The organism is Streptomyces sp. Je 1-332 (genome assembly GCF_040730185.1).
Classification (GTDB): Bacteria; Actinomycetota; Actinomycetes; order Streptomycetales; family Streptomycetaceae; genus Streptomyces.
Window position 1 is genome coordinate 4,717,606 of sequence record NZ_CP160402.1, and the last position, 17,686, is coordinate 4,735,291.

14 protein-coding genes and 1 pseudogene are annotated in these 17,686 nt (G+C 70.2%); 6 read left to right on the forward strand and 9 right to left on the reverse strand.

Features of this window, described 5'->3' with window-relative positions:
- Window positions 1-125: 125 nt before the first annotated feature.
- From ABXJ52_RS21425 to ABXJ52_RS21440, 4 genes are all read left to right on the forward strand, one after another.
- Window positions 126-1,136, forward strand: coding sequence for a polyprenyl synthetase family protein (locus ABXJ52_RS21425; RefSeq protein WP_367044243.1), 1,011 nt, complete (start codon window positions 126-128; stop codon window positions 1,134-1,136).
- 342 nt (window positions 1,137-1,478) lie between these two features.
- Complete coding sequence (locus ABXJ52_RS21430) at window positions 1,479-2,744, forward strand: DUF2092 domain-containing protein (RefSeq protein WP_367044244.1); 1,266 nt, start codon at window positions 1,479-1,481, stop codon at window positions 2,742-2,744.
- Window positions 2,745-2,867: 123 nt separating this feature from the next.
- Window positions 2,868-3,842, forward strand: coding sequence for an ABC transporter ATP-binding protein (locus ABXJ52_RS21435; protein WP_367044245.1), 975 nt, complete (start codon window positions 2,868-2,870; stop codon window positions 3,840-3,842).
- The gene (locus ABXJ52_RS21440; protein ID WP_367044246.1) at window positions 3,829-4,770 is read left to right on the forward strand and encodes an ABC transporter permease; all 942 of its coding nucleotides are present in this window, start codon (window positions 3,829-3,831) and stop codon (window positions 4,768-4,770) included. Before ABXJ52_RS21435 ends, ABXJ52_RS21440 begins: the two co-directional genes overlap by 14 nt.
- Window positions 4,771-4,795: 25 nt before the next feature.
- Here ABXJ52_RS21440 and ABXJ52_RS21445 read toward each other — a convergent pair whose 3' ends face one another.
- The 3 genes from ABXJ52_RS21445 to ABXJ52_RS21455 form a co-directional block, all read right to left on the reverse strand.
- Window positions 4,796-5,389 (reverse strand): NAD(P)H-dependent oxidoreductase, encoded by a 594-nt coding sequence (locus ABXJ52_RS21445; protein ID WP_367044247.1) that lies wholly within the window; start codon window positions 5,387-5,389, stop codon window positions 4,796-4,798.
- Window positions 5,390-5,518: 129 nt separating this feature from the next.
- Window positions 5,519-6,460, reverse strand: a complete 942-nt coding sequence (locus tag ABXJ52_RS21450) for a M28 family metallopeptidase (protein ID WP_367044249.1) — start codon at window positions 6,458-6,460, stop codon at window positions 5,519-5,521.
- A gap of 119 nt (window positions 6,461-6,579) precedes the next feature.
- Window positions 6,580-8,166: a hypothetical protein gene (locus ABXJ52_RS21455; protein WP_367044250.1), complete on the reverse strand. Its 1,587-nt coding sequence runs from the start codon at window positions 8,164-8,166 to the stop codon at window positions 6,580-6,582.
- A gap of 213 nt (window positions 8,167-8,379) precedes the next feature.
- On the opposite strand from ABXJ52_RS21455, the pseudogene ABXJ52_RS21460 reads away from it, so the two are divergent.
- Window positions 8,380-9,054, forward strand: a pseudogene (locus tag ABXJ52_RS21460) (NAD(P)H-binding protein); the annotation flags it as partial.
- A 307-nt stretch (window positions 9,055-9,361) separates the two neighbouring features.
- On the opposite strand, the gene rarD reads toward ABXJ52_RS21460, so the two are convergent.
- Together rarD and ABXJ52_RS21470 are read right to left on the reverse strand one after the other, a co-directional pair.
- The gene (rarD, locus tag ABXJ52_RS21465) at window positions 9,362-10,306 is read right to left on the reverse strand and encodes an EamA family transporter RarD (RefSeq protein ID WP_367049165.1); all 945 of its coding nucleotides are present in this window, start codon (window positions 10,304-10,306) and stop codon (window positions 9,362-9,364) included.
- A gap of 244 nt (window positions 10,307-10,550) precedes the next feature.
- Entirely contained in the window at window positions 10,551-11,411 is an 861-nt protein-coding gene (locus tag ABXJ52_RS21470) for an NmrA family NAD(P)-binding protein (protein WP_367044251.1), read from the reverse strand.
- Between the two features lie 100 nt (window positions 11,412-11,511).
- Between ABXJ52_RS21470 and ABXJ52_RS21475 the strand changes: the two genes are divergently transcribed.
- Entirely contained in the window at window positions 11,512-11,913 is a 402-nt protein-coding gene (locus ABXJ52_RS21475; RefSeq protein ID WP_367044252.1) for a helix-turn-helix domain-containing protein, read from the forward strand.
- Window positions 11,914-11,949: 36 nt separating this feature from the next.
- On the opposite strand, the gene ABXJ52_RS21480 is transcribed toward ABXJ52_RS21475, so the two are convergent.
- The 4 genes from ABXJ52_RS21480 to ABXJ52_RS21495 all read right to left on the reverse strand — a co-directional run bounded on the left by ABXJ52_RS21480 (window position 11,950) and on the right by ABXJ52_RS21495 (window position 17,593).
- Window positions 11,950-13,047, reverse strand: a complete 1,098-nt coding sequence (locus ABXJ52_RS21480) for a 2-oxoacid:ferredoxin oxidoreductase subunit beta (protein ID WP_367044253.1) — start codon at window positions 13,045-13,047, stop codon at window positions 11,950-11,952.
- On the reverse strand, window positions 13,040-14,971 hold the full coding sequence (locus ABXJ52_RS21485; protein WP_367044254.1) for a 2-oxoacid:acceptor oxidoreductase subunit alpha: 1,932 nt from the start codon (window positions 14,969-14,971) through the stop codon (window positions 13,040-13,042). Before ABXJ52_RS21485 ends, ABXJ52_RS21480 begins: the two co-directional genes overlap by 8 nt.
- Window positions 14,972-15,296: 325 nt before the next feature.
- Entirely contained in the window at window positions 15,297-15,974 is a 678-nt protein-coding gene (locus ABXJ52_RS21490; protein WP_367044255.1) for a response regulator transcription factor, read from the reverse strand.
- 260 nt (window positions 15,975-16,234) lie between these two features.
- Window positions 16,235-17,593 (reverse strand): sensor domain-containing protein, encoded by a 1,359-nt coding sequence (locus ABXJ52_RS21495; protein WP_367049167.1) that lies wholly within the window; start codon window positions 17,591-17,593, stop codon window positions 16,235-16,237.
- Window positions 17,594-17,686 lie beyond the last annotated feature (93 nt).

A 17,686-nucleotide genomic window follows, 5' to 3' on the forward strand; every position in this document is an offset into this window, starting at 1 on the left:
ACTTGAGTGATGGCAGCGACACATCGACAAACCGTGTCATCGAAGCGATCATCACGCAAAGACCGACCGAGTGATGATCGACCGAGTGACCGACTTGTGATCGTCAGCAGACAGGAGAACCCCTCGTGACCGTCGTCGGGCCCTTCGGCCTCAGCGTGCGGGACCAGGCTCTCGAAGCCGATGTCCAGGCCGGATTGGCGGCCGTCGAGGAAGGTCTGCTCGACGCCACCAAGAGCGGGGTCCCCTTCATCACGGAGGCCGCGCAGCATCTGGTGCGCGCGGGCGGCAAGCGGTTCAGGCCGCTCCTCGTGTTGCTCGCCTCGCAGTTCGGCGATCCGTACGCGCCGGGTGTCGTGCCCTCCGCCGTCGTCGTCGAGCTCACGCACCTCGCGACGCTCTACCACGACGACGTGATGGACGAGGCGGACGTGCGCCGCGGTGTCGAGAGCGCCAACCAGCGCTGGGGCAACTCCGTCGCCGTCCTCACGGGTGACTTCCTGTTCGCCCGCGCCTCGTACATCCTGGCCGACCTCGGTCCGGACGCCGTCCGCATCCAGGCGGAGGCCTTCGAACGCCTGGTCACGGGCCAGATCCTGGAGACGGCGGGGCCGAGCGAGGGCCGCGACCCGGTCGACCACTACCTCGACGTGCTGGGCGGCAAGACCGGCTCGCTCGTCGCCGTGGCGTGTCGTTTCGGCGCCATGATGTCGGGCGCCGACGAGACCGTCGTGGACGTCCTGACCCAGTACGGCGAGCGGCTCGGTGTCGCCTTCCAGCTCGCCGACGACGTACTGGACATCGCATCCGACTCGCACGAGTCCGGCAAGACGCCGGGCACCGACCTTCGCGAGGGCATTCCCACGCTTCCGGTCCTGCGCCTGCGCGAGCGGGTGGAGAAGCTCGGGCTCGCCGAGGACATCGCCCTGTCGGAGCTCCTGGACTCGGACCTGACGGACGACGCGCGGCACGCCGAGGCGCTGGCCCGGCTGCGGGTCCACCCGGCCCTGGAGCAGGCGCGCAAGGACACCGTGCGGTTCGCGGAGGAGGCGCGGGACACCCTCGCGCCGCTGCGGGACTGCGACGCGAAGACGGCGCTGGTCGAGCTCTGCGATCTTGTGGTGCACCGGGCCGGCTGAGGCCCGAACGCGGAATGTGACTGAGGTCACACTCGCTGTCGCGCGAGCGTCCCGAGCAAGACGGACTACGTGTGGCGCTGTGCCCTGAGTTGGGTCATGACTGCCTGGGCGGTGCTTCCCCTACTGGTTGGGGGAGGTGCCGCCCCTCTGTGTCATCCCACAGCAGTACGTGGAGTTGCTCCCGGGGTCTGACGCTTCTGGCTGGCCGATTTGGTCGTATGGACAACAACAAGGCCCGGCAAGAACAACCACTCCTGACCTATTCGGGTGAGAATGGCGGCGCGGAGTGGACGCACGCACGTACTGGGAAGGCCGCCGCCGACCACGGAGGTAGGGCACACAATGGCACCGTACGAACCGGAGCAGAACACCAGCGAGACCGGAGAGCTGCGCGCCGGCCGCCGCAAGGCGGCGCGTTACGTGGTTCCCGTCGCGGTGGCGGGGGTGGCGGCGGCGACCATCGGGCTCGTCCCGGCGCTCGCCACGTCGGGAGACCCCAAGCTGCCCGACGTCACCGCGCAGGAACTCATCGAGAAGATCGCCGCGTCGGACACGGAGCAGCTCTCCGGCACCGTGAAGATCAGCACCGACCTCGGCCTGCCGTCCTTCGGCGGCGACATGGCCGGCGGCCTCGCGCAGGGCGGCGGCTCGGGCGGCGATGACGGCGGGGACGGCGCGGGCTCGGCCGCGGACCCGCAGGCCAAGCTGATGGAACTGGCCACCGGCACGCACACGCTGCGCGTCGCCGCCGACGGCCCCGACAAGCAGAAGCTGTCCGTCATCGACGACGCGGCCGAGTACAGCCTGATCCACAACGGCGACGACGTGTGGGCCTACGACAGCAAGTCGAACGAGGTTCACCACTCCAAGTCGGCGGGCAAGGCCGGGGATTCCGGCAAGAAGGACGCCCCCGAGGACCTCCCGAAGGACGTCCCGTCCACTCCCAAGGAACTGGCCGACGAAGCGCTGAAGGCGGTCGACGACACGACGTCGGTGAAGGTGGACGGCACCGCGCAGGTCGCAGGCCGCGACGCCTACCGCCTGGTCATCAAGCCCAAGCAGTCCGGCTCGACGGTCGGCCAGATCACGGTCGCCGTGGACGCCAGGACCGGTACGCCGCTGAAGTTCACGCTCAGCCCGTCCGGCGGCGGCAGCGCGGTCGTCGACGCGGGCTTCACCAAGGTCGACTTCGCGAAGCCCGAGGCATCGACCTTCGACTTCACGCCGCCGAAGGGCGCGAAGGTCACGGAGGGCGACGACGCCAAGAAGTTCAAGGGAGAGGCGTCCGAGGGCAAGGAGTTCAAGGGCAAGGAGTTCAAGGGCGGGGAGGATCTGAACGGTCTGAACGTCATCGGCAAGGGCTGGAACTCCATCGCCGAGCTGGAACTGCCGGGCGGCCAGGGCATCCCGACGGGCGGCTCCGGCGACGTCCCGCCGGAGGCGCAGCAGCTCCTCGACTCGCTCGGCGACAAGGTGTCGGGCGACTTCGGCTCGGGCACGGTCTTCAAGACGCGCCTGGTCAACGCCCTCATCACCGAGGACGGCAAGGTCTACGCGGGCGCGGTCACCAAGGACGCCCTCGTGAAGGCGGCGAACGCGGCGAGCTAGGGGCGCCCCTTAAGGGGCGCGGGGAACTGCGCGACAAGCCACGAAGCACTCGCAGAGGACGTACAGGCGGCGGGTTCAGGGGGGAACACCCCTGAGCCCGCCGCAACGGTGAGGGAGGACAAGGTGCCGCCCAGCAACGGCAGCCCGGCGCACAGCGTGATCGAGACGGACACCCTCACCAAGCGCTACGGCAAGCAGCTGGCCGTGGACAGGCTGAGCCTCACCGTCCCCCAGGGCAGCGTCTTCGGGTTCCTCGGACCGAACGGCTCCGGCAAGACGACCACCATCCGCATGCTGATGGGCCTGATCGAGCCGACTTCCGGCCAGGCACGGGTCCTGGGCCACCCCATGCCGCGCGAGACGCGAAGGGTGCTGCCGTACGTCGGCGCGCTCATCGAAGGCCCCGCCCTCTACGGCTTCCTCTCCGGCCGCGACAACCTCCTGCGGTACGACGCCGCCGACCCCACCGCCGATCCGCGCACCCGCCGCGCCCGCGCCGGAGCGGCCCTGGACCGGGTGGGGCTGAGCGCCGCCGCCGGCAAGAAGGCGAAGGCGTACTCACTCGGCATGAAGCAGCGCCTCGGCCTCGCGGCGGCGCTGCTCCAGCCGCGCAGGCTCCTCGTGCTCGACGAGCCGACCAACGGCCTCGATCCACAGGGCATGCGCGAAATCCGTGCGCTGGTCCGGGAGTTGGCGTCGGACGGCACGACCGTCTTCCTCTCCTCGCACCTCCTGGACGAGATCGAGCAGGTCTGTACGCATGCCGCGGTGATGGCCAAGGGCCGACTGATCACCCAGGGCTCTGTGGCCGAACTCGCCGAACTCGCCGCCGGCGCGCGGGGACGGCTCGTCGTGACGACGCCGGACACGGGGGACGCGGTCCGTGTCCTGAAGGAACTCGGCGTGACGGACCTCTTCGTGACGGAGGACCGCGTGACGGGCGAGCCGCCGGGCGCGGAGACCGGCACCGACCTCGCTGAGCTGAACGCCGCGCTGGTCGGCGCGGGCGTACGGGTACGGGGCTTCGGCGTCGAACGTGCCTCGCTGGAGGACGCTTTCGTGGTGCTGACGGGGGAGGGCTTCGATGTCGCGGGCTGAGGCCGATGGCGCGGAGGCCGACGGCGTACGAGCGGATGACGTGCGAGCCGATGCGGTACGAGAGGTGAGCGGCCCCCGCGCAGTGCGGCGGATCTGGACCTTCGGTCTCTTCCGCAGTGAGCTGGGCATCACCTTCCGCCGCTGGCGCACCCTCGCCCTGCTCGGTGTGCTCGCCGCCGTGCCGGTCCTCGTGGGCGTGGCCGTCAGGATCGAGACCAGTGACGGTTCGTCGATGGGCGGGGGAGGCGAGGGCGGGGGCCCGGCGTTCATCGCGCAGGTCACCAACAACGGCCTGTTCCTGGTCTTCACCGCGCTCGCCGCGACCCTCCCCTTCTTCCTGCCCATGGCGGTCGGTGTCGTCGCGGGCGACTCCATCGCGGGCGAGTCCAGCGCGGGGACGCTGCGCTATCTCCTGGTCGCCCCCGCGGGACGTACGCGCCTGCTGCTCGCCAAGTACGCGACGGCGATGACGTTCTGCCTGGTCGCGACGCTCGTCGTCGCCGTGTCCGCGCTCGCCGTCGGGGCGTTGCTGTTCCCGCTCGGCGAGGTCACCACGATCTCCGGCACCCGGATCGGCTTCGGCGAAGGGCTGGCACGGGCCCTGCTCATCGCACTCGTGGTCGCCGCGTCACTGATCGGTGTGGCGGCGCTCGGTCTGTTCGTGTCGACGCTGACGAGCAGCGGCATCGCGGCGATGGCGACGACCGTCGGACTGCTCATCACCATCCAGATCCTCGACCAGATCCCTCAACTGCACGCCATCCAGCCGTACTTCTTCTCGCACTACTGGCTGTCCTTCGCGGACCTGATGCGTGAGCCCGTCTACTGGGACGAGCTGGTCAAGAACCTCGGCCTCCAGGGCCTGTACGCGGCCTTGTTCGGCTCGGCGGCGTGGGCGAGATTCGGGGCGAAGGACATCACGGCGTAGGGCGCCCCGTGGCCGCGTGCGCGCGTCAGTTGTCGTACGGGTAGCGGGCGAGCGGCGGTTCCTGCGTGAAGAAGGTCTTGGCGCGGGCGATGGCCTCGGTGTCGTCGAGTACGTTGCCGGGCCGGGAGCCGTTGCCGAGCAGGACGCCGCCGAAGTGCATCGGGAAGAAGGCGGCGGTGTGGTTCAGGGTGCCGATCAGCGGGCCCGCGACCTCCTCCTCCTGGTGTGCGAGCACGGTCACGCCCCACAGGGTGCGGCCAGCCATCGTGTTCTTGAAGTCGACCTCCGGGACCTCCAGCCAGGCGTCCCAGTGGTCGAGGTAGCGCTTGGTGGTGGCCGAGAGCGAGTACCAGTACAGGGGCGACACGATGACGATGTCCGTGGCATCGAGGGTGGCGTCCAGGAGCGCCGCCTCGTGGTCGCCGACGGGCCGGGGGCGGGCCCGGGGCCGGGTGCTGTCGTGGCGCAGGTCCTCGAAGTCGGGCAGTGGGTGGTCGGCGAGGTTCAGCCAGCGCTGCTCGACGTCCGGCGGGAGCTGCTCGGCGGCCTTGCGGGCCAGCGTCTCCGTGTTGCCATCGGGGCGGGCACTGCCGAGCACGAACAGGAACTTGCGGGTCATGGTGGTCCCCCTGGTCTGAGGCGTGGTGGCGCACGGCCGCGCAGGGCCGTGCAATTACCTGCGCTTGCACTATATGCACGCGCAGGTAATTGCGTCCAGGGGGTACCCGACTCGCAGGGCGGGGGACCGTCAGGCGGAGAGCCCCCACACCGCGTACGCCACGGCGTCGCTGTTGCGGTCGAGCGCGGTGCCGTCGATGTTCGACTCCGTGTCGCACGCGGAGTGGTAGCACTTGTCGAACGGCTCACCGGTCGTGCCGCCCCAGTTCCGGGCCTGCTCGGCGGTCTTCTTGTAGTCGGCGCCGCTGAACAGCCCGCCGACCGGGACCCCTGCGTCCTTGAACGGCGCGTGGTCGGAGCGGCCGTCGCCCTCCTCGTCGGGCTCCGTGGTGATGTCGAGGCCGCCGTAGAAGTCCTTGAAGGTCTTCTCGATGGTCGGGTCGTCGTCGTAGACGAAGTAGCCCGGGTTCGGGGAGCCGATCATGTCGAAGTTCAGATAGCCCTTGATCTTCGAGCGCTCGGCCGCGGGCAGCTTGTCCACGTAGTGTGAGGAGCCGACGAGGCCCAGTTCCTCCGCGCCCCACCAGGCGAACCGCAGGTGCTTGGCCGGCTTGTACTGCTCGCGCGCCACGGTGAGCGCGGTCTCCAGGATCGCGGCGGAGCCGGAGCCGTTGTCGTTGATGCCGGGTCCCGAAGCGACGCTGTCCAGGTGCGAGCCCGCCATGACGACCTGGTCGGCCGAGCCGCCGGGCCAGTCCGCGATCAGGTTGTAGCCGGTCTTGCCGTTGGAGGTGAACTCCTGGAGTGACGTGGTGAATCCGGCTGCGTCCAGCTTGCCCTTGAGGTAGTCGACGGAGGCCTTGTAGCCCGCGCTGCCGTGGGCGCGGTTGCCGCCGTTGGACGAGGCGATGGACTGCAGCTGCGAGAGGTGGGCCTGGACGTTGGCCACGGAGATGTCGGGGGCGGCGGCTGTGGGGGCCGGGGCCGCGGAGGACAGGGCGCTGGTCGTGAAGAGTCCGGTGACGGCTATGACGGCGGCCGCCGTGACGCGTCCGGGAACGGAGAGCTTCATGTGGGGGGCTCCGTGTTCTGTTGGATCGTTCGTTGCGTGGGGGGTTCGCGGTACGCCGAATTCCCTGAACGTCGAAAGGAATTGGCGTGCCTGATGGTGGGGGTGAGCTTGACCGTGCGTCAAGACCGCATATCGGGCGGGGTGTTCTGCAAGGCGGGCGTCGGCGGGGGGTTCCGCAACGCGGGTGACGGCGGCACGAGCACCGCCCAGCCGGGGGCGTAGGTGTCCGGAACGGGGTGGCGCCGCCAGTCACGGGCCCAGCGCGGAGGCTTCTTCCCGCGCAGTACCAGAGCGGCGGGCTGCCGCCGGTCACCGTGGCGGACGGCCGAGCATCCGGAGACGTACGCGATGGGGATCACCGAAGTGTTGCCTTTCAGGAGGCAGGGGGCGCGGACCCCGTGCTCGTACAGAACGTCGGTGATGCGGTCCCAGTCGCCGCGGGCACCGACCTGGATACGGGCGTTGCCGAAGGCGAGCAGGAGTTGCACCGCGAGGTGGGCGACGAGGAGGCCTACGACGCCGACGGCGATGGTGCGCCTCGCGCGGCCGGCGGGGCGCCTCGCCCGGTCGACGAGGGCAAGGAGGCCCAGGGTGGCGGGCACCGCGAGGAGGGCGTGGGTGGGCAGGAGGAAGCGGGGAGCCCCGTAGGGGACGAGGAAGAAGTAGGGCAGGGCGGCGGCCACGGCGACGAGCACGGCCAGCCAGAGGTCGCGAGGGGCCGCCCCGAGGGCTGGGCCTGCGGCCACGGCGTCGACTGTCCGCCCCGCGGCCCACAGCCCGGCGGCCACGAGCAGCGGCAGCAGGATCCACCACTCGGCGGCCACGATTCTGAGCTGGTCGGCGGCGCACGGCCTGCACAGCAAGGGGCCGTCCAGGGCGGTGAATTGGGCCTCGATGGCGGCCAGGGGGCGCAGGCCTCCCTGCACGTCGCTCGCGGCGGTGAGCCGTGCGCGGACACCGCCGAAGCGGACGTACGCCTCGATGGCCCACGGCAGCAGACCGGCCAGGAGGCCGCCCATCACGGCGAGCAGACGCCCCCGTGTCCGCCAGGCGGGCACCAGCAGGGCCGCGGCGAGCAGCGGGACGGCGACGGCGGCACCGTCGTTGGGGCGCATCAGGGCGGCGACGGCGAGCCCCGCCGCGATCCCCGCGAGGGCGAGGCGTCCGGGGCGCGCCCCGAGGAAGAGCCCGACCGCCGCAGTGACGCCCATGGCGGTGTAGTGGTTCGGCATCGCGGCGTTCGCGTAGAACAGCGCGAACCAGAGGCTGCCGTAGAGACCGGCGGCCACGCCGACGGCGACGGGGCGGTGCGCGACGACACGCAGCCAGGGGCGGAAGCCCAGGTAGAGGGCGGCGGTCGAGAGCAGCGTCAGCCACACCCTGAGCAGGACGGTGGAGTCGCTCCAGGTCGCCACGGGGGAGATGAGGAGCGGCACGCCTCGGGTGCGGGGAGCGCTGAACGGGGTGGCGGGCGCGTACGGCGGGAAGCGGCTCGCGTAGACGATCTCGTCCCAGCCGAGGGACAGGGTGAGGGGGACGAGGGCCAGGGAGAGGGCCGCGAAGGCGAGGCAGGCGATCAGGAGGGGAAGGTCGTCGCGGGCGGAGGGCCGACGGCCGGAGAGGCGGCGGCCTGCGAGGCGGCGGCCTGCAAGGCGGCGAGGGGAGCGGCTCGGGAGGCGGCCGGGCGAGCGCGTCGTCTCGGGCACGAGGGGCTCGACCTCCCGTCAAGCTCGGTCGGATCATGTCGCTTTCGGTCACTTCTGTTCCCTTATGGGCGAAGGTAGCGACGATGATGCCCGAATCACAGGAGGTGGGGCCCACGTGTTTCACTCGCGGACCCGGCACGGCGCCTCCCGCGGCGAGCCGGTCATCCCACGGCCCGCGGCGAGCCGCCCCCCGGCCGTCCGGCGGTCAGCGAGGCCCTGGAAGGCGTGACCGCGCTCTACCTGGTCGGCCCGCCCGAGCCACGCCCGATCGCCGACTTCGTCCACCAGGCGGCCGCAGCGGGCGTACGCCGCTTCGTCGTCCTCTCCGGGCGGGGCGTCGAGGTGTTCGGCGACTCCTTCGAGCCGTCGATGGCGGAGGCCGAGCGGGTGGTGCGCGAGGCGGGCGTGGACTGGACGGTGATCCGGCCCAACAACTTCTCGCAGAACTTCGACGAGGACATCTTCGCCGCGCCCTTGCGCGAGGGCCGACTCGCGCTGCCGGTCGGCGACGTGCCCGAACCGTTCGTCGACGCGGAAGACATCGCGGACGTGGCCGCCGCGCTGCTCACCGAGCAGGGACACACGGGCCGGGTCTACGAACTCTCCGGCCCCCGAGCACTGACCTTCGCCGAAGCGGTCGCGGAGCTGGCGGACGCGTGGGGGCGCCCGATGCGCTTCGAGCACATCACGGCGGACGAGTACGTGACGGAACTGACCGCAGCCAACGTCCCCGCCGAACCGGCCCGAGCCCTGGCAGACATCCTCACCTGGCTGACCGACGGCCACAACGCCACCCCGGTGAACGGCGTACGAGACGTACTGGGCCGAGAACCACGCGACTTCACGGAGTACGCGAAGAAGGCCCCGGAGGGGGCAGCCCGACGCTAACGCCCCAAAGGGGCGCGGGGAACGGCGCGCCCAGCCACGACGGCCCGGCGGACAAAAAAGAGGCCCGACACGAGCGCCCCAAAGGGGCGCGGGGAACGGCGCGCTCAGCCACAACGAGCCCGCGCTAAGAAACGGCGCCCCGCAGGCAGGCGCATTTAAGGGGCGCGGGGAACTGCGCGACCGGCCACAACGAGCCCGCGGCTAAGAAACGGCGCCCCGCGGGCAAGCGCTTTTAAGGGGCGCGGGGAACTGCGCGACCGGCCACGGCCGACCCGCAGAGACGGACGGCGCAGCCCGCAGGGGCAAGTCAGACCCCGGACTCCGTGCCCCGCCCGGCAGCGGGAGTCATCGGCTCGGTCTCCCGCCCCGCGACGGGGGCAACCGAAGCCACGGAACCCCGCCGAGCGGCAGCGACCCGCACCGCACCAAGCCGCGCACCGCGCACCGCATCCCAGGTCAGCAACGTCAACGCCACCCACACAAGCCCGAACCCGGCCCACCGCTCGGGCGGCATCGCCTCGTGGAAGTACAGGATGCCGAGCAGGAACTGGAAGACGGGCGCGAGGTACTGCAACATCCCCAGCGTCGCGAGCGGCACCCGGATCGCCGCGGCGCCGAAGCAGACCAGCGGGATGGCGGTGACCACACCGGTCGCCGCGAGCAGCGCCCCGTGCCCGAAGCCCTCCGCGCCGAACGTGGCGTCGCCCCGCACACTCAGCCACACCAGGAAGCCGACCGCGGGCAGGAACTGGACCGCGGTCTCGGCCGCGAGCGACTCCAGACCGCTGAGCCCGACCTTCTTCTTCACCAGGCCGTACACGGCGAAGGAGAAGGCGAGGCAGAGCGAGATCCACGGCGGCTGCCCGTACCCGAAGGCGAGCACGAGGACCGCCACGAGGCCGACGGCGACGGCCGCCCACTGCACGGGACGCAGCCGCTCGCCGAGGATCAGGACGCCCATGGCGATGGTGACCAGGGGGTTGATGAAGTAGCCGAGGGAGGCCTCCACGACGTGGCCGGAGTTCACGGCCCAGATGTAGACGCCCCAGTTGATCGTGATGACCGCCGCGGCGATCGTCACGAGGCCCAGCTTGCGCGGTTGGCGGATCAGCTCGCCCGCCCAGGCCCAGCGCCGCACGACGAGGAGCGCGATGCCCACCACGACGAGGGACCAGGCCATGCGGTGCGCGAGGATCTCGCCCGCCCCGGCCGGCTTGAGCAGGGGCCAGAAGAGGGGCACGAGGCCCCACATTCCGTACGCCGCGAAACCGTTCAGCAGACCTATGCGCTGCTCGCTCCTCGACTTCTCGGCTGCGGCAGCGTCCACGGGTCCTCCTTGGTGCGAGGCAGCCCCACGCTGCCCCCAAGAAGGTAGCGGGACAGGAGGCCCCGTGTCATGCCCGTCTCACGAAAACGGTCATGACCTCCGTCTCGCCGCCCCCGACGCTCCCGCCGCTCCCGACGCCCCCGCCGGCCCCGGCGCCCCCCATTCGCCCTCAGCTCTTGAGCGCCGCCGAGATCGCGTCGGCGACAGGCGTGGTCGGGCGCCCGATGAGCCGGGCCAGATCGCCGTTCGTACCGGCGAGCAGCCCCCGCTCGATCGCCGAGTCCATGTCGACGAGGATCGCGGCGAACTGCTCGGGAACGCCCGCGCCGGTCAGGATCGCGAGGTTCTGCTCGGCGGGCACGTTCGTGTACGAGATGTCCTTGCCGCTCTGTCGGGCGACCTCGGCGGCGTACTCGGCCAAGCTCCACGCGACATCGCCGCTCAGCTCGTACGCCTTGCCCTCGTGGCCCTCGCCGGTCAGTACGGCGACGGCGGCAGCCGCGTAGTCGGCCCGCGAGGCGGAGGCGATCCTGCCCTCGCCCGCGGAGGCGACGACGGCGCCGTGCTCCAGGACGGGAGCGAGGTTGGCCGTGTAGTTCTCGTGGTACCAGCCGTTGCGCAGGAACGTGTGCGGAAGCCCGGACGCGAGGATGAGCCGCTCGGTCTCCTTGTGCTCGGCCGCGAGGTCGAGGTCGGCGTCGGGTCCGCCGAGGACACCGGTGTACGCGAGCAGCGCGACCCCCGCGGCACGCGCCGCGTCGATCACCGCCGCGTGCTGCGCCACCCGCCGCCCGACCTCGCTTCCGGAGATCAGCAGGACCCTGTCGCCCGCGGCGAAGACGCCGGCGAGGGTCTCGGGTGCGTTGTAGTCCGCGATCCGCAGCTCCACGCCCCGCGCGGCGAGGTCCGCGGCCTTCTCCTTGTCGCGGACGACGGCGGCTATCTGCCCCGCGGGCACCTGCGCGCCGAGCAGCCCGTCGATGACGAGACGGCCGAGCTGTCCGGTGGCTCCGGTGACGACGATGCTCATGTCTGTTATCTCCCTCTGGTGCCCTTTGGTGCGGTTCGACAGTGAGCCTACGTCGGGCGCTAACTATTGGAAAGTACCCACTTTGAAGTAAGGTACTGGCATGGCAGTAAGTAACTGGAATCTCGGGGACGAGGGCATGTGCCCGCAGCGCCTCGTCCTGGAACACGTCACGAGCCGCTGGGGCGTGCTCGTCCTGATCACCCTGGACGAGCGTTCGTACCGCTTCAGTGAGCTGCGCCGGGCCCTCGGCAGGGTCAGCGAGAAGATGCTGACGCAGACCCTCCAGACCCTGGAGCGCGACGGCCTGGTGCACCGCGACGCCAAGCCGGTCATCCCGCCGCGCGTCGACTACTCGCTCACCGACCTCGGGCGCGAGGTTGGCTCGCAGGTCCGGGCGCTCGCCGAGTGGACCGAGCGGCGCCTGGCGGACGTACAGGAAGCGCGCCTGGCGTACGACGAGGCCCGGTCCCAGGGGAAGGCGTACGACGAAGCCCGGTCCTGAGGGATCAGAACCGGGCTTGGAAGAGTGCGAGTTGAGCTAGCCGACGACGGTCCAGGTGTCGCCGCCCGCGAGGAGCGCGGCCAGGTCGCCCTTGCCGTTCTGCTCGATGGCGGTGTCGAGCTGGTCGGACATCAGCGTGTCGTAGACCGGGCGCTCGACGTTGCGGAGGACGCCGATGGGGGTGTGGTGCAGGGTGTCGGGGTCGGCGAGGCGCGAGAGGGCGAAGGCGAGCGTCGGGGAGGTGGAGTGCGCGTCGTGGACCAGGATCTGGGGCTCGGTCTCAGGGGTGACGGGGACGACCTTGAGATCGCCGGTGGCCGGGTCGCGTACGACGCCCTTGGAGCCGAGGCCGCCCTCCATGGGGGCCCCGAAGCGGATGGGCTGCCCGTGTTCCAGGCGGATCACCGCCTCCTCGGCCTGCTGCTTGTCCTTGAGGACCTCGAAGGCGCCGTCGTTGAAGATGTTGCAGTTCTGGTAGATCTCCACCAGCGCGGTGCCGGGGTGTTCAGCGGCTTCGCGTAGCACCGAGGTGAGGTGTTTGCGGTCGGAGTCCACGGTCCGTGCGACGAACGACGCCTCCGCTCCGATCGCCAGCGACACCGGGTTGAAGGGTGCGTCCAGCGAACCCATCGGCGTCGATTTGGTGATCTTGCCGACTTCGGAGGTGGGGGAGTACTGGCCTTTGGTCAGTCCGTAGATCCGGTTGTTGAAGAGCAGGATCTTGAGGTTGACGTTGCGGCGCAGGGCGTGGATGAGGTGGTTGCCGCCGATGGACAGGGCGTCGCCGTCGCCGGTGACGACCCACACGCTCAGGTCCCGCCTGGAGGAGGCGAGTCCGGTGGCGATGGCGGGGGCGCGGCCGTGGATGGAGTGCATCCCGTAGGTGTTCATGTAGTACGGGAAGCGGCTGGAGCAGCCGATGCCGGAGACGAAGACGATGTTCTCCTTGGCCAGGCCGAGTTCGGGCATGAAGCCCTGCACGGCGGCCAGGACCGCGTAGTCACCGCAGCCGGGGCACCAACGCACCTCCTGATCGGACTTGAAGTCCTTCATGGACTGCTTGGCCTCGGCCTTGGGCACCAGCGAGAGCGCTTCGATCGTGCTCCCGGGGCCTTCGGTCTTCGTGTCAGCCATTGATGGCCTCCTTGAGAGCCGTGGCGAGCTGCTCGGCCTTGAACGGCATTCCATTGACCTGGTTGTACGAGACCGCGTCCACGAGGTACTTGGCGCGGAGGAGCGTGGCGAGCTGCCCGAGGTTCATCTCGGGGATCACCACCTTCTCGTAACGCTTCAGGACCTCGCCCAGATTCCGTGGGAACGGGTTGAGGTGGCGCAGATGGGCCTGCGCCACGCTCTGACCGGTCGCCCGCAGGCGCCGTACCGCCGCGGTGATGGGCCCGTAGGTCGAACCCCAGCCGAGGACGAGCAACTTGGCGTCCCCGGTGGCGTCGTCGACCTCCAGGTCCGGGACCTGGATTCCGTCGATCTTGGCCTGGCGGGTGCGGACCATGAAGTCGTGGTTGGCGGGGTCGTAGGAGATGTTGCCGGTGCCGTCCTGCTTCTCGATGCCGCCGATACGGTGCTCGAGACCGGGCGTGCCGGGAATCGCCCACGGACGGGCCAGCGTGTGCGGATCACGCTTGTACGGCCAGAAGACCTCGGTGCCGTCGTCCTCGGTGTGGTTGGTCCCCGAGGCGAACTGCACCCGCAGATCCGGGAGTTCGTCGGTGTCCGGGATGCGCCACGGCTCGGAGCCGTTGGCCAGATAACCGTCGGACAGCAGGAACACCGGCGTGCGGTAGGAGACCGCGATCCGCGCCGCCTCCAGCGCCGCGTCGAAACAGTCGGCCGGCGTCATCGGCGCCACGATCGGCACCGGCGCCTCACCATTGCGCCCGAACATCGCCTGGAGCAGATCCGCCTGCTCCGTCTTGGTCGGCAGACCGGTGGAGGGACCACCGCGCTGGATGTCCACGACCAGCAGCGGCAGTTCAAGAGAGACCGCGAGCCCGATCGTCTCCGACTTCAGCGCCACACCCGGCCCCGACGTGGTCGTCACCGCCAGCGACCCGCCGAACGCCGCGCCCAGCGCCGCCCCGATCCCCGCGATCTCGTCCTCGGCCTGGAAGGTGCGTACGCCGAAGTTCTTGTGCTTGCTGAGCTCGTGCAGGATGTCCGAGGCCGGGGTGATCGGATACGAGCCCAGATACAGCGGCAGGTCCGCCTGCCGGCCCGCCGCGATCAGCCCGTAGGACAGGGCCAGGTTCCCGGAGATGTTGCGGTACGTGCCGGTCGGGAACGCCTGGGCGGCCGGAGCGACCTCGTAGGAGACCGCGAAGTCCTCGGTCGTCTCGCCGAAGTTCCAACCGGCGTGGAACGCGGCGATGTTCGCCTCCGCGATGTCCGGCTTCTTCGCGAACTTCGCCCGCAGGAACTTCTCCGTCCCCTCGGTCGGCCGGTGGTACATCCACGACAACAACCCGAGCGCGAACATGTTCTTGCTGCGGCCCGCGTCCTTGCGGGAGAGGTCGAACTCCTTGAGCGCCTCCACCGTCAGCGTCGTCAGCGGCACCGGGTGGACGCTGTAGCCGTCCAGCGAACCGTCCTCCAGCGGCGAGACCTCGTAGCCGACCTTCTGCATCGCCCGTTTGGAGAACTCGTCCGTGTTGACGATGATCTCCGCGCCGCGCGGCACGTCGGCGATGTTCGCCTTCAGCGCCGCCGGGTTCATCGCGACGAGGACGTTCGGCGCGTCGCCCGGCGTGAGGATGTCGTGGTCGGCGAAGTGCAGCTGAAAGGAGGACACGCCCGGCAGGGTCCCGGCAGGGGCACGGATCTCGGCGGGGAAGTTCGGCAACGTCGACAGGTCGTTACCGAAGGACGCCGTCTCCGAGGTGAACCGGTCACCGGTGAGCTGCATACCGTCACCCGAGTCACCCGCGAAGCGAATGATCACCCGGTCCAGACGGCGCACATCCTTCTCACCAGCATGCTTGCGCTGCTCTCCGACGACTGCCCCATCGGCCTGCTCTGCTGGGCTACTGACCTGGCTGGTCACTGAACTGGACCTCCCTCGGGCGGCTGAGCGGGAAGGGCTGGGCGACCGGCCTTCCCAAGGCCCACCCTACGTCGGTAAGGGTCGCCTTCCTGGGGCGGATCGCATGATGGACCTGATTTTGAGATGCGCATATGCCCCAGTTTGCCGTGCTGTGCCCCGCCTCCCGGCCTGCCATGGGAGACGCCCCCCGCTCATCCTTTGGTTCTAGGACCGTGCTCCTTGCTCGCGTTCGTGCTCGTGTTCGTGCTCGCGTCCCTGCTCCTGCTCTCGCGCGCTCCCGCTGATACCTCTAGTGGCACTCATTAGCTGACGCAGCGTCAGATTGCTAGGAGTTGAGGTAGGTGAGGACCGCAAGCACACGCCGGTGGTCCCCGTCGCTCTGGGAGAGCCCCAGCTTCAGGAAGATGTTGCTGACGTGCTTCTCGACCGCGCCGTCGCTCACCACCAACTGCCGGGCCACCGCCGAGTTCGTCCGCCCCTCGGCCATCAGGCCGAGTACCTCGCGTTCGCGTGGAGTAAGCCCCGCGAGGACGTCCTGCTTGCGGCTGCGGCCGAGCAGCTGTGCCACGACCTCCGGGTCGAGCGCGGTGCCGCCCTCCGCGACGCGCACCACGGCGTCCACGAACTCGCGCACCTCGGCGACGCGGTCCTTGAGCAGATAGCCGACGCCGCGGCTGGACCCGGCGAGCAGTTCGGTGGCGTACTGCTCCTCGACGTACTGCGAGAGGACGAGTACCCCGAGCCCCGGGAACCGGTGGCGCAGATGCACCGCGGCCCGCACCCCCTCGTCGGTGTGCGTCGGCGGCATCCGCACGTCGGCGACGACGACGTCGGGCAGCTCGCCCGCCGAGGAGAGTTCGCCGATCGTCTTGATCAGCGCGTCCGCGTCGCCCACCCCCGCGACGACGTCGTGCCCGCGGTCGGTCAGCAACCGGGTCAGGCCCTCCCTGAGCAGCACCGAATCCTCGGCGATGACGACCCGCACTTTGTCCTCCACGTTCATGGCCCCCCGGCATATGTGGTTCTGGTTGTCCCCCGGCGCCCCAGTATCGGCGCCTCGGTATCGGCACCTCAGTATCGCGCGTACGAACGCGCACGAAGGGGCGTTACGGCGTTCGTGGACAACCGCTTGCGACGTGTTCGCGCACGGCGGGCCACGGCTGGGCACGGCGGGGCACGGCGGAGCCCACCCGCCCCCTCTGCGGGGTGATCGGGTGGGCAGGTGGGAAAGATCCGCTGCGAAGCGGCTGGACGGGAGACGGGCTACGCCCGCCAGGGCAGCTCAGCAGTCACCGTCGTGGGCCCGCCCGCAGGGGAATCCACCACCAGAATCCCGTCGACGGCGTCGAGCCGCTCGGCGAGCCCCGCGAGACCGGAGCCACCGGTGACATCCGCGCCCCCGGCCCCGTCGTCGGAGACCTGAAGCATCAGCCGGCCCTCGACCTGCCACACGTCGACCGAACCGCGCGACGCCCGCGCATGCTTGCTGATGTTCTGCAGGAGCTCGGAGACCGTGAAGTACGCGATGCCCTCGATCGCGGCGGCGGGACGCGCGGGCAGGTCCACCTCGACCTGGACCGGAACGGTGCACCGGGCGGCGAGCGCGGAGAGCGCCGCGTCCAGGCCGCGGTCGGTCAGGACGGCGGGGTGGATGCCGCGGGCCAGGTCACGCAGCTCCTGGAGGGCCACCTTCACCTCGCCGTGCGCCTCGCCCACCATGCGCGCCGCGGCATCCGGGTCCTCCGTCAGCTTCTCCTTGGCCAGGCCCAGGTCCATGGCGAGTGCCACCAGGCGTGCCTGCGCGCCGTCGTGCAGGTCGCGCTCGATGCGGCGCAGGTCGGCCGCGGCCGTGTCCACGACGACGCCGCGGTCCGACTCCAGCTCGACGACGCGCGTGGCCAGGCTCGACGGGCCGAGCAGACCGGCCACCATGACGCGGTCGACGGTGGTCAGGGCCCGGATGATCCAGGGCGTGGCGAGCGTGACCAGCAGGCCGGTGAGGGCGGTGACGCCGATCTCGAAGGGGTTGTCCAGATAGATCTGGTGACCGTTGTCGCGGTAGAGCTGGATGCCGTTCTGGCCGCCGTAGACCGGGAAGAGCCACTGCCACAGCGGGTACGTGAGCATCGCCCAGCCATACGTCCAGAAGACCACCGACACGGCGAAGGAGAAGACCGCCCACGGCATGTGGAGGATGGAGTAGAGGACGTGCCGCCAGGAGACTCCGCTCTTGAGCGCGGCGCCCATCCACCCCATGGGCCCCCCGCCGTTCTTGGGCCGCAGCGGCTCCGGTGCCGCCACCTCGACGCCCAGGAGCGCCCGCGCCCGCACCCGCTCCAGCGAGCCGAAGCCACGGCAGGCGGCGAGCCCGGCGGCCAGGACCGGGATGCCGATGAACGTGACCAGCAGACCCACGCCGAGCGACAGCATCGTGACCGCGAACACGAACGTGACGATGCTGATCGGCAGGCTCAGGAGCACATAGCCGAACTCCTTCCAGGCACGGGCCTCGATGGGCGCGCGCAGCCCGGCGGGAAGACGGCGCCGCCGGTCGTCGAGGTCGGATCCCCGGAACTCCGAACGGTTCATGCGTCCGTACTCCTGTCCGTACTCCGTGGCCATCGGTGTCGTCCGTTTCTGCTCGGTCGTGCGCTGCTTGATGTGCGCTGCCTCTTGGGTCACGCGCTGGTTCGGCGTCGTATCTCAAGAGTGCTG

Bases quoted from the DNA above. Each gene is read 5' to 3' on its own strand.
- ABXJ52_RS21430 (WP_367044244.1), top strand. From the start codon at position 1,479: ATGGCACCGTACGAACCGGAGCAGAACACCAGCGAGACCGGAGAGCTG.
- ABXJ52_RS21440 (WP_367044246.1), top strand. From the start codon at position 3,829: ATGTCGCGGGCTGAGGCCGATGGCGCGGAGGCCGACGGCGTACGAGCG.
- ABXJ52_RS21445 (WP_367044247.1), bottom strand. From the start codon at position 5,389: ATGACCCGCAAGTTCCTGTTCGTGCTCGGCAGTGCCCGCCCCGATGGC.
- ABXJ52_RS21450 (WP_367044249.1), bottom strand. From the start codon at position 6,460: ATGAAGCTCTCCGTTCCCGGACGCGTCACGGCGGCCGCCGTCATAGCC.
- rarD (WP_367049165.1), bottom strand. From the start codon at position 10,306: ATGTGGGGCCTCGTGCCCCTCTTCTGGCCCCTGCTCAAGCCGGCCGGG.
- ABXJ52_RS21470 (WP_367044251.1), bottom strand. From the start codon at position 11,411: ATGAGCATCGTCGTCACCGGAGCCACCGGACAGCTCGGCCGTCTCGTC.
- ABXJ52_RS21475 (WP_367044252.1), top strand. From the start codon at position 11,512: ATGGCAGTAAGTAACTGGAATCTCGGGGACGAGGGCATGTGCCCGCAG.
- ABXJ52_RS21480 (WP_367044253.1), bottom strand. From the start codon at position 13,047: ATGGCTGACACGAAGACCGAAGGCCCCGGGAGCACGATCGAAGCGCTC.
- ABXJ52_RS21490 (WP_367044255.1), bottom strand. From the start codon at position 15,974: ATGAACGTGGAGGACAAAGTGCGGGTCGTCATCGCCGAGGATTCGGTG.
- ABXJ52_RS21495 (WP_367049167.1), bottom strand. From the start codon at position 17,593: ATGGCCACGGAGTACGGACAGGAGTACGGACGCATGAACCGTTCGGAG.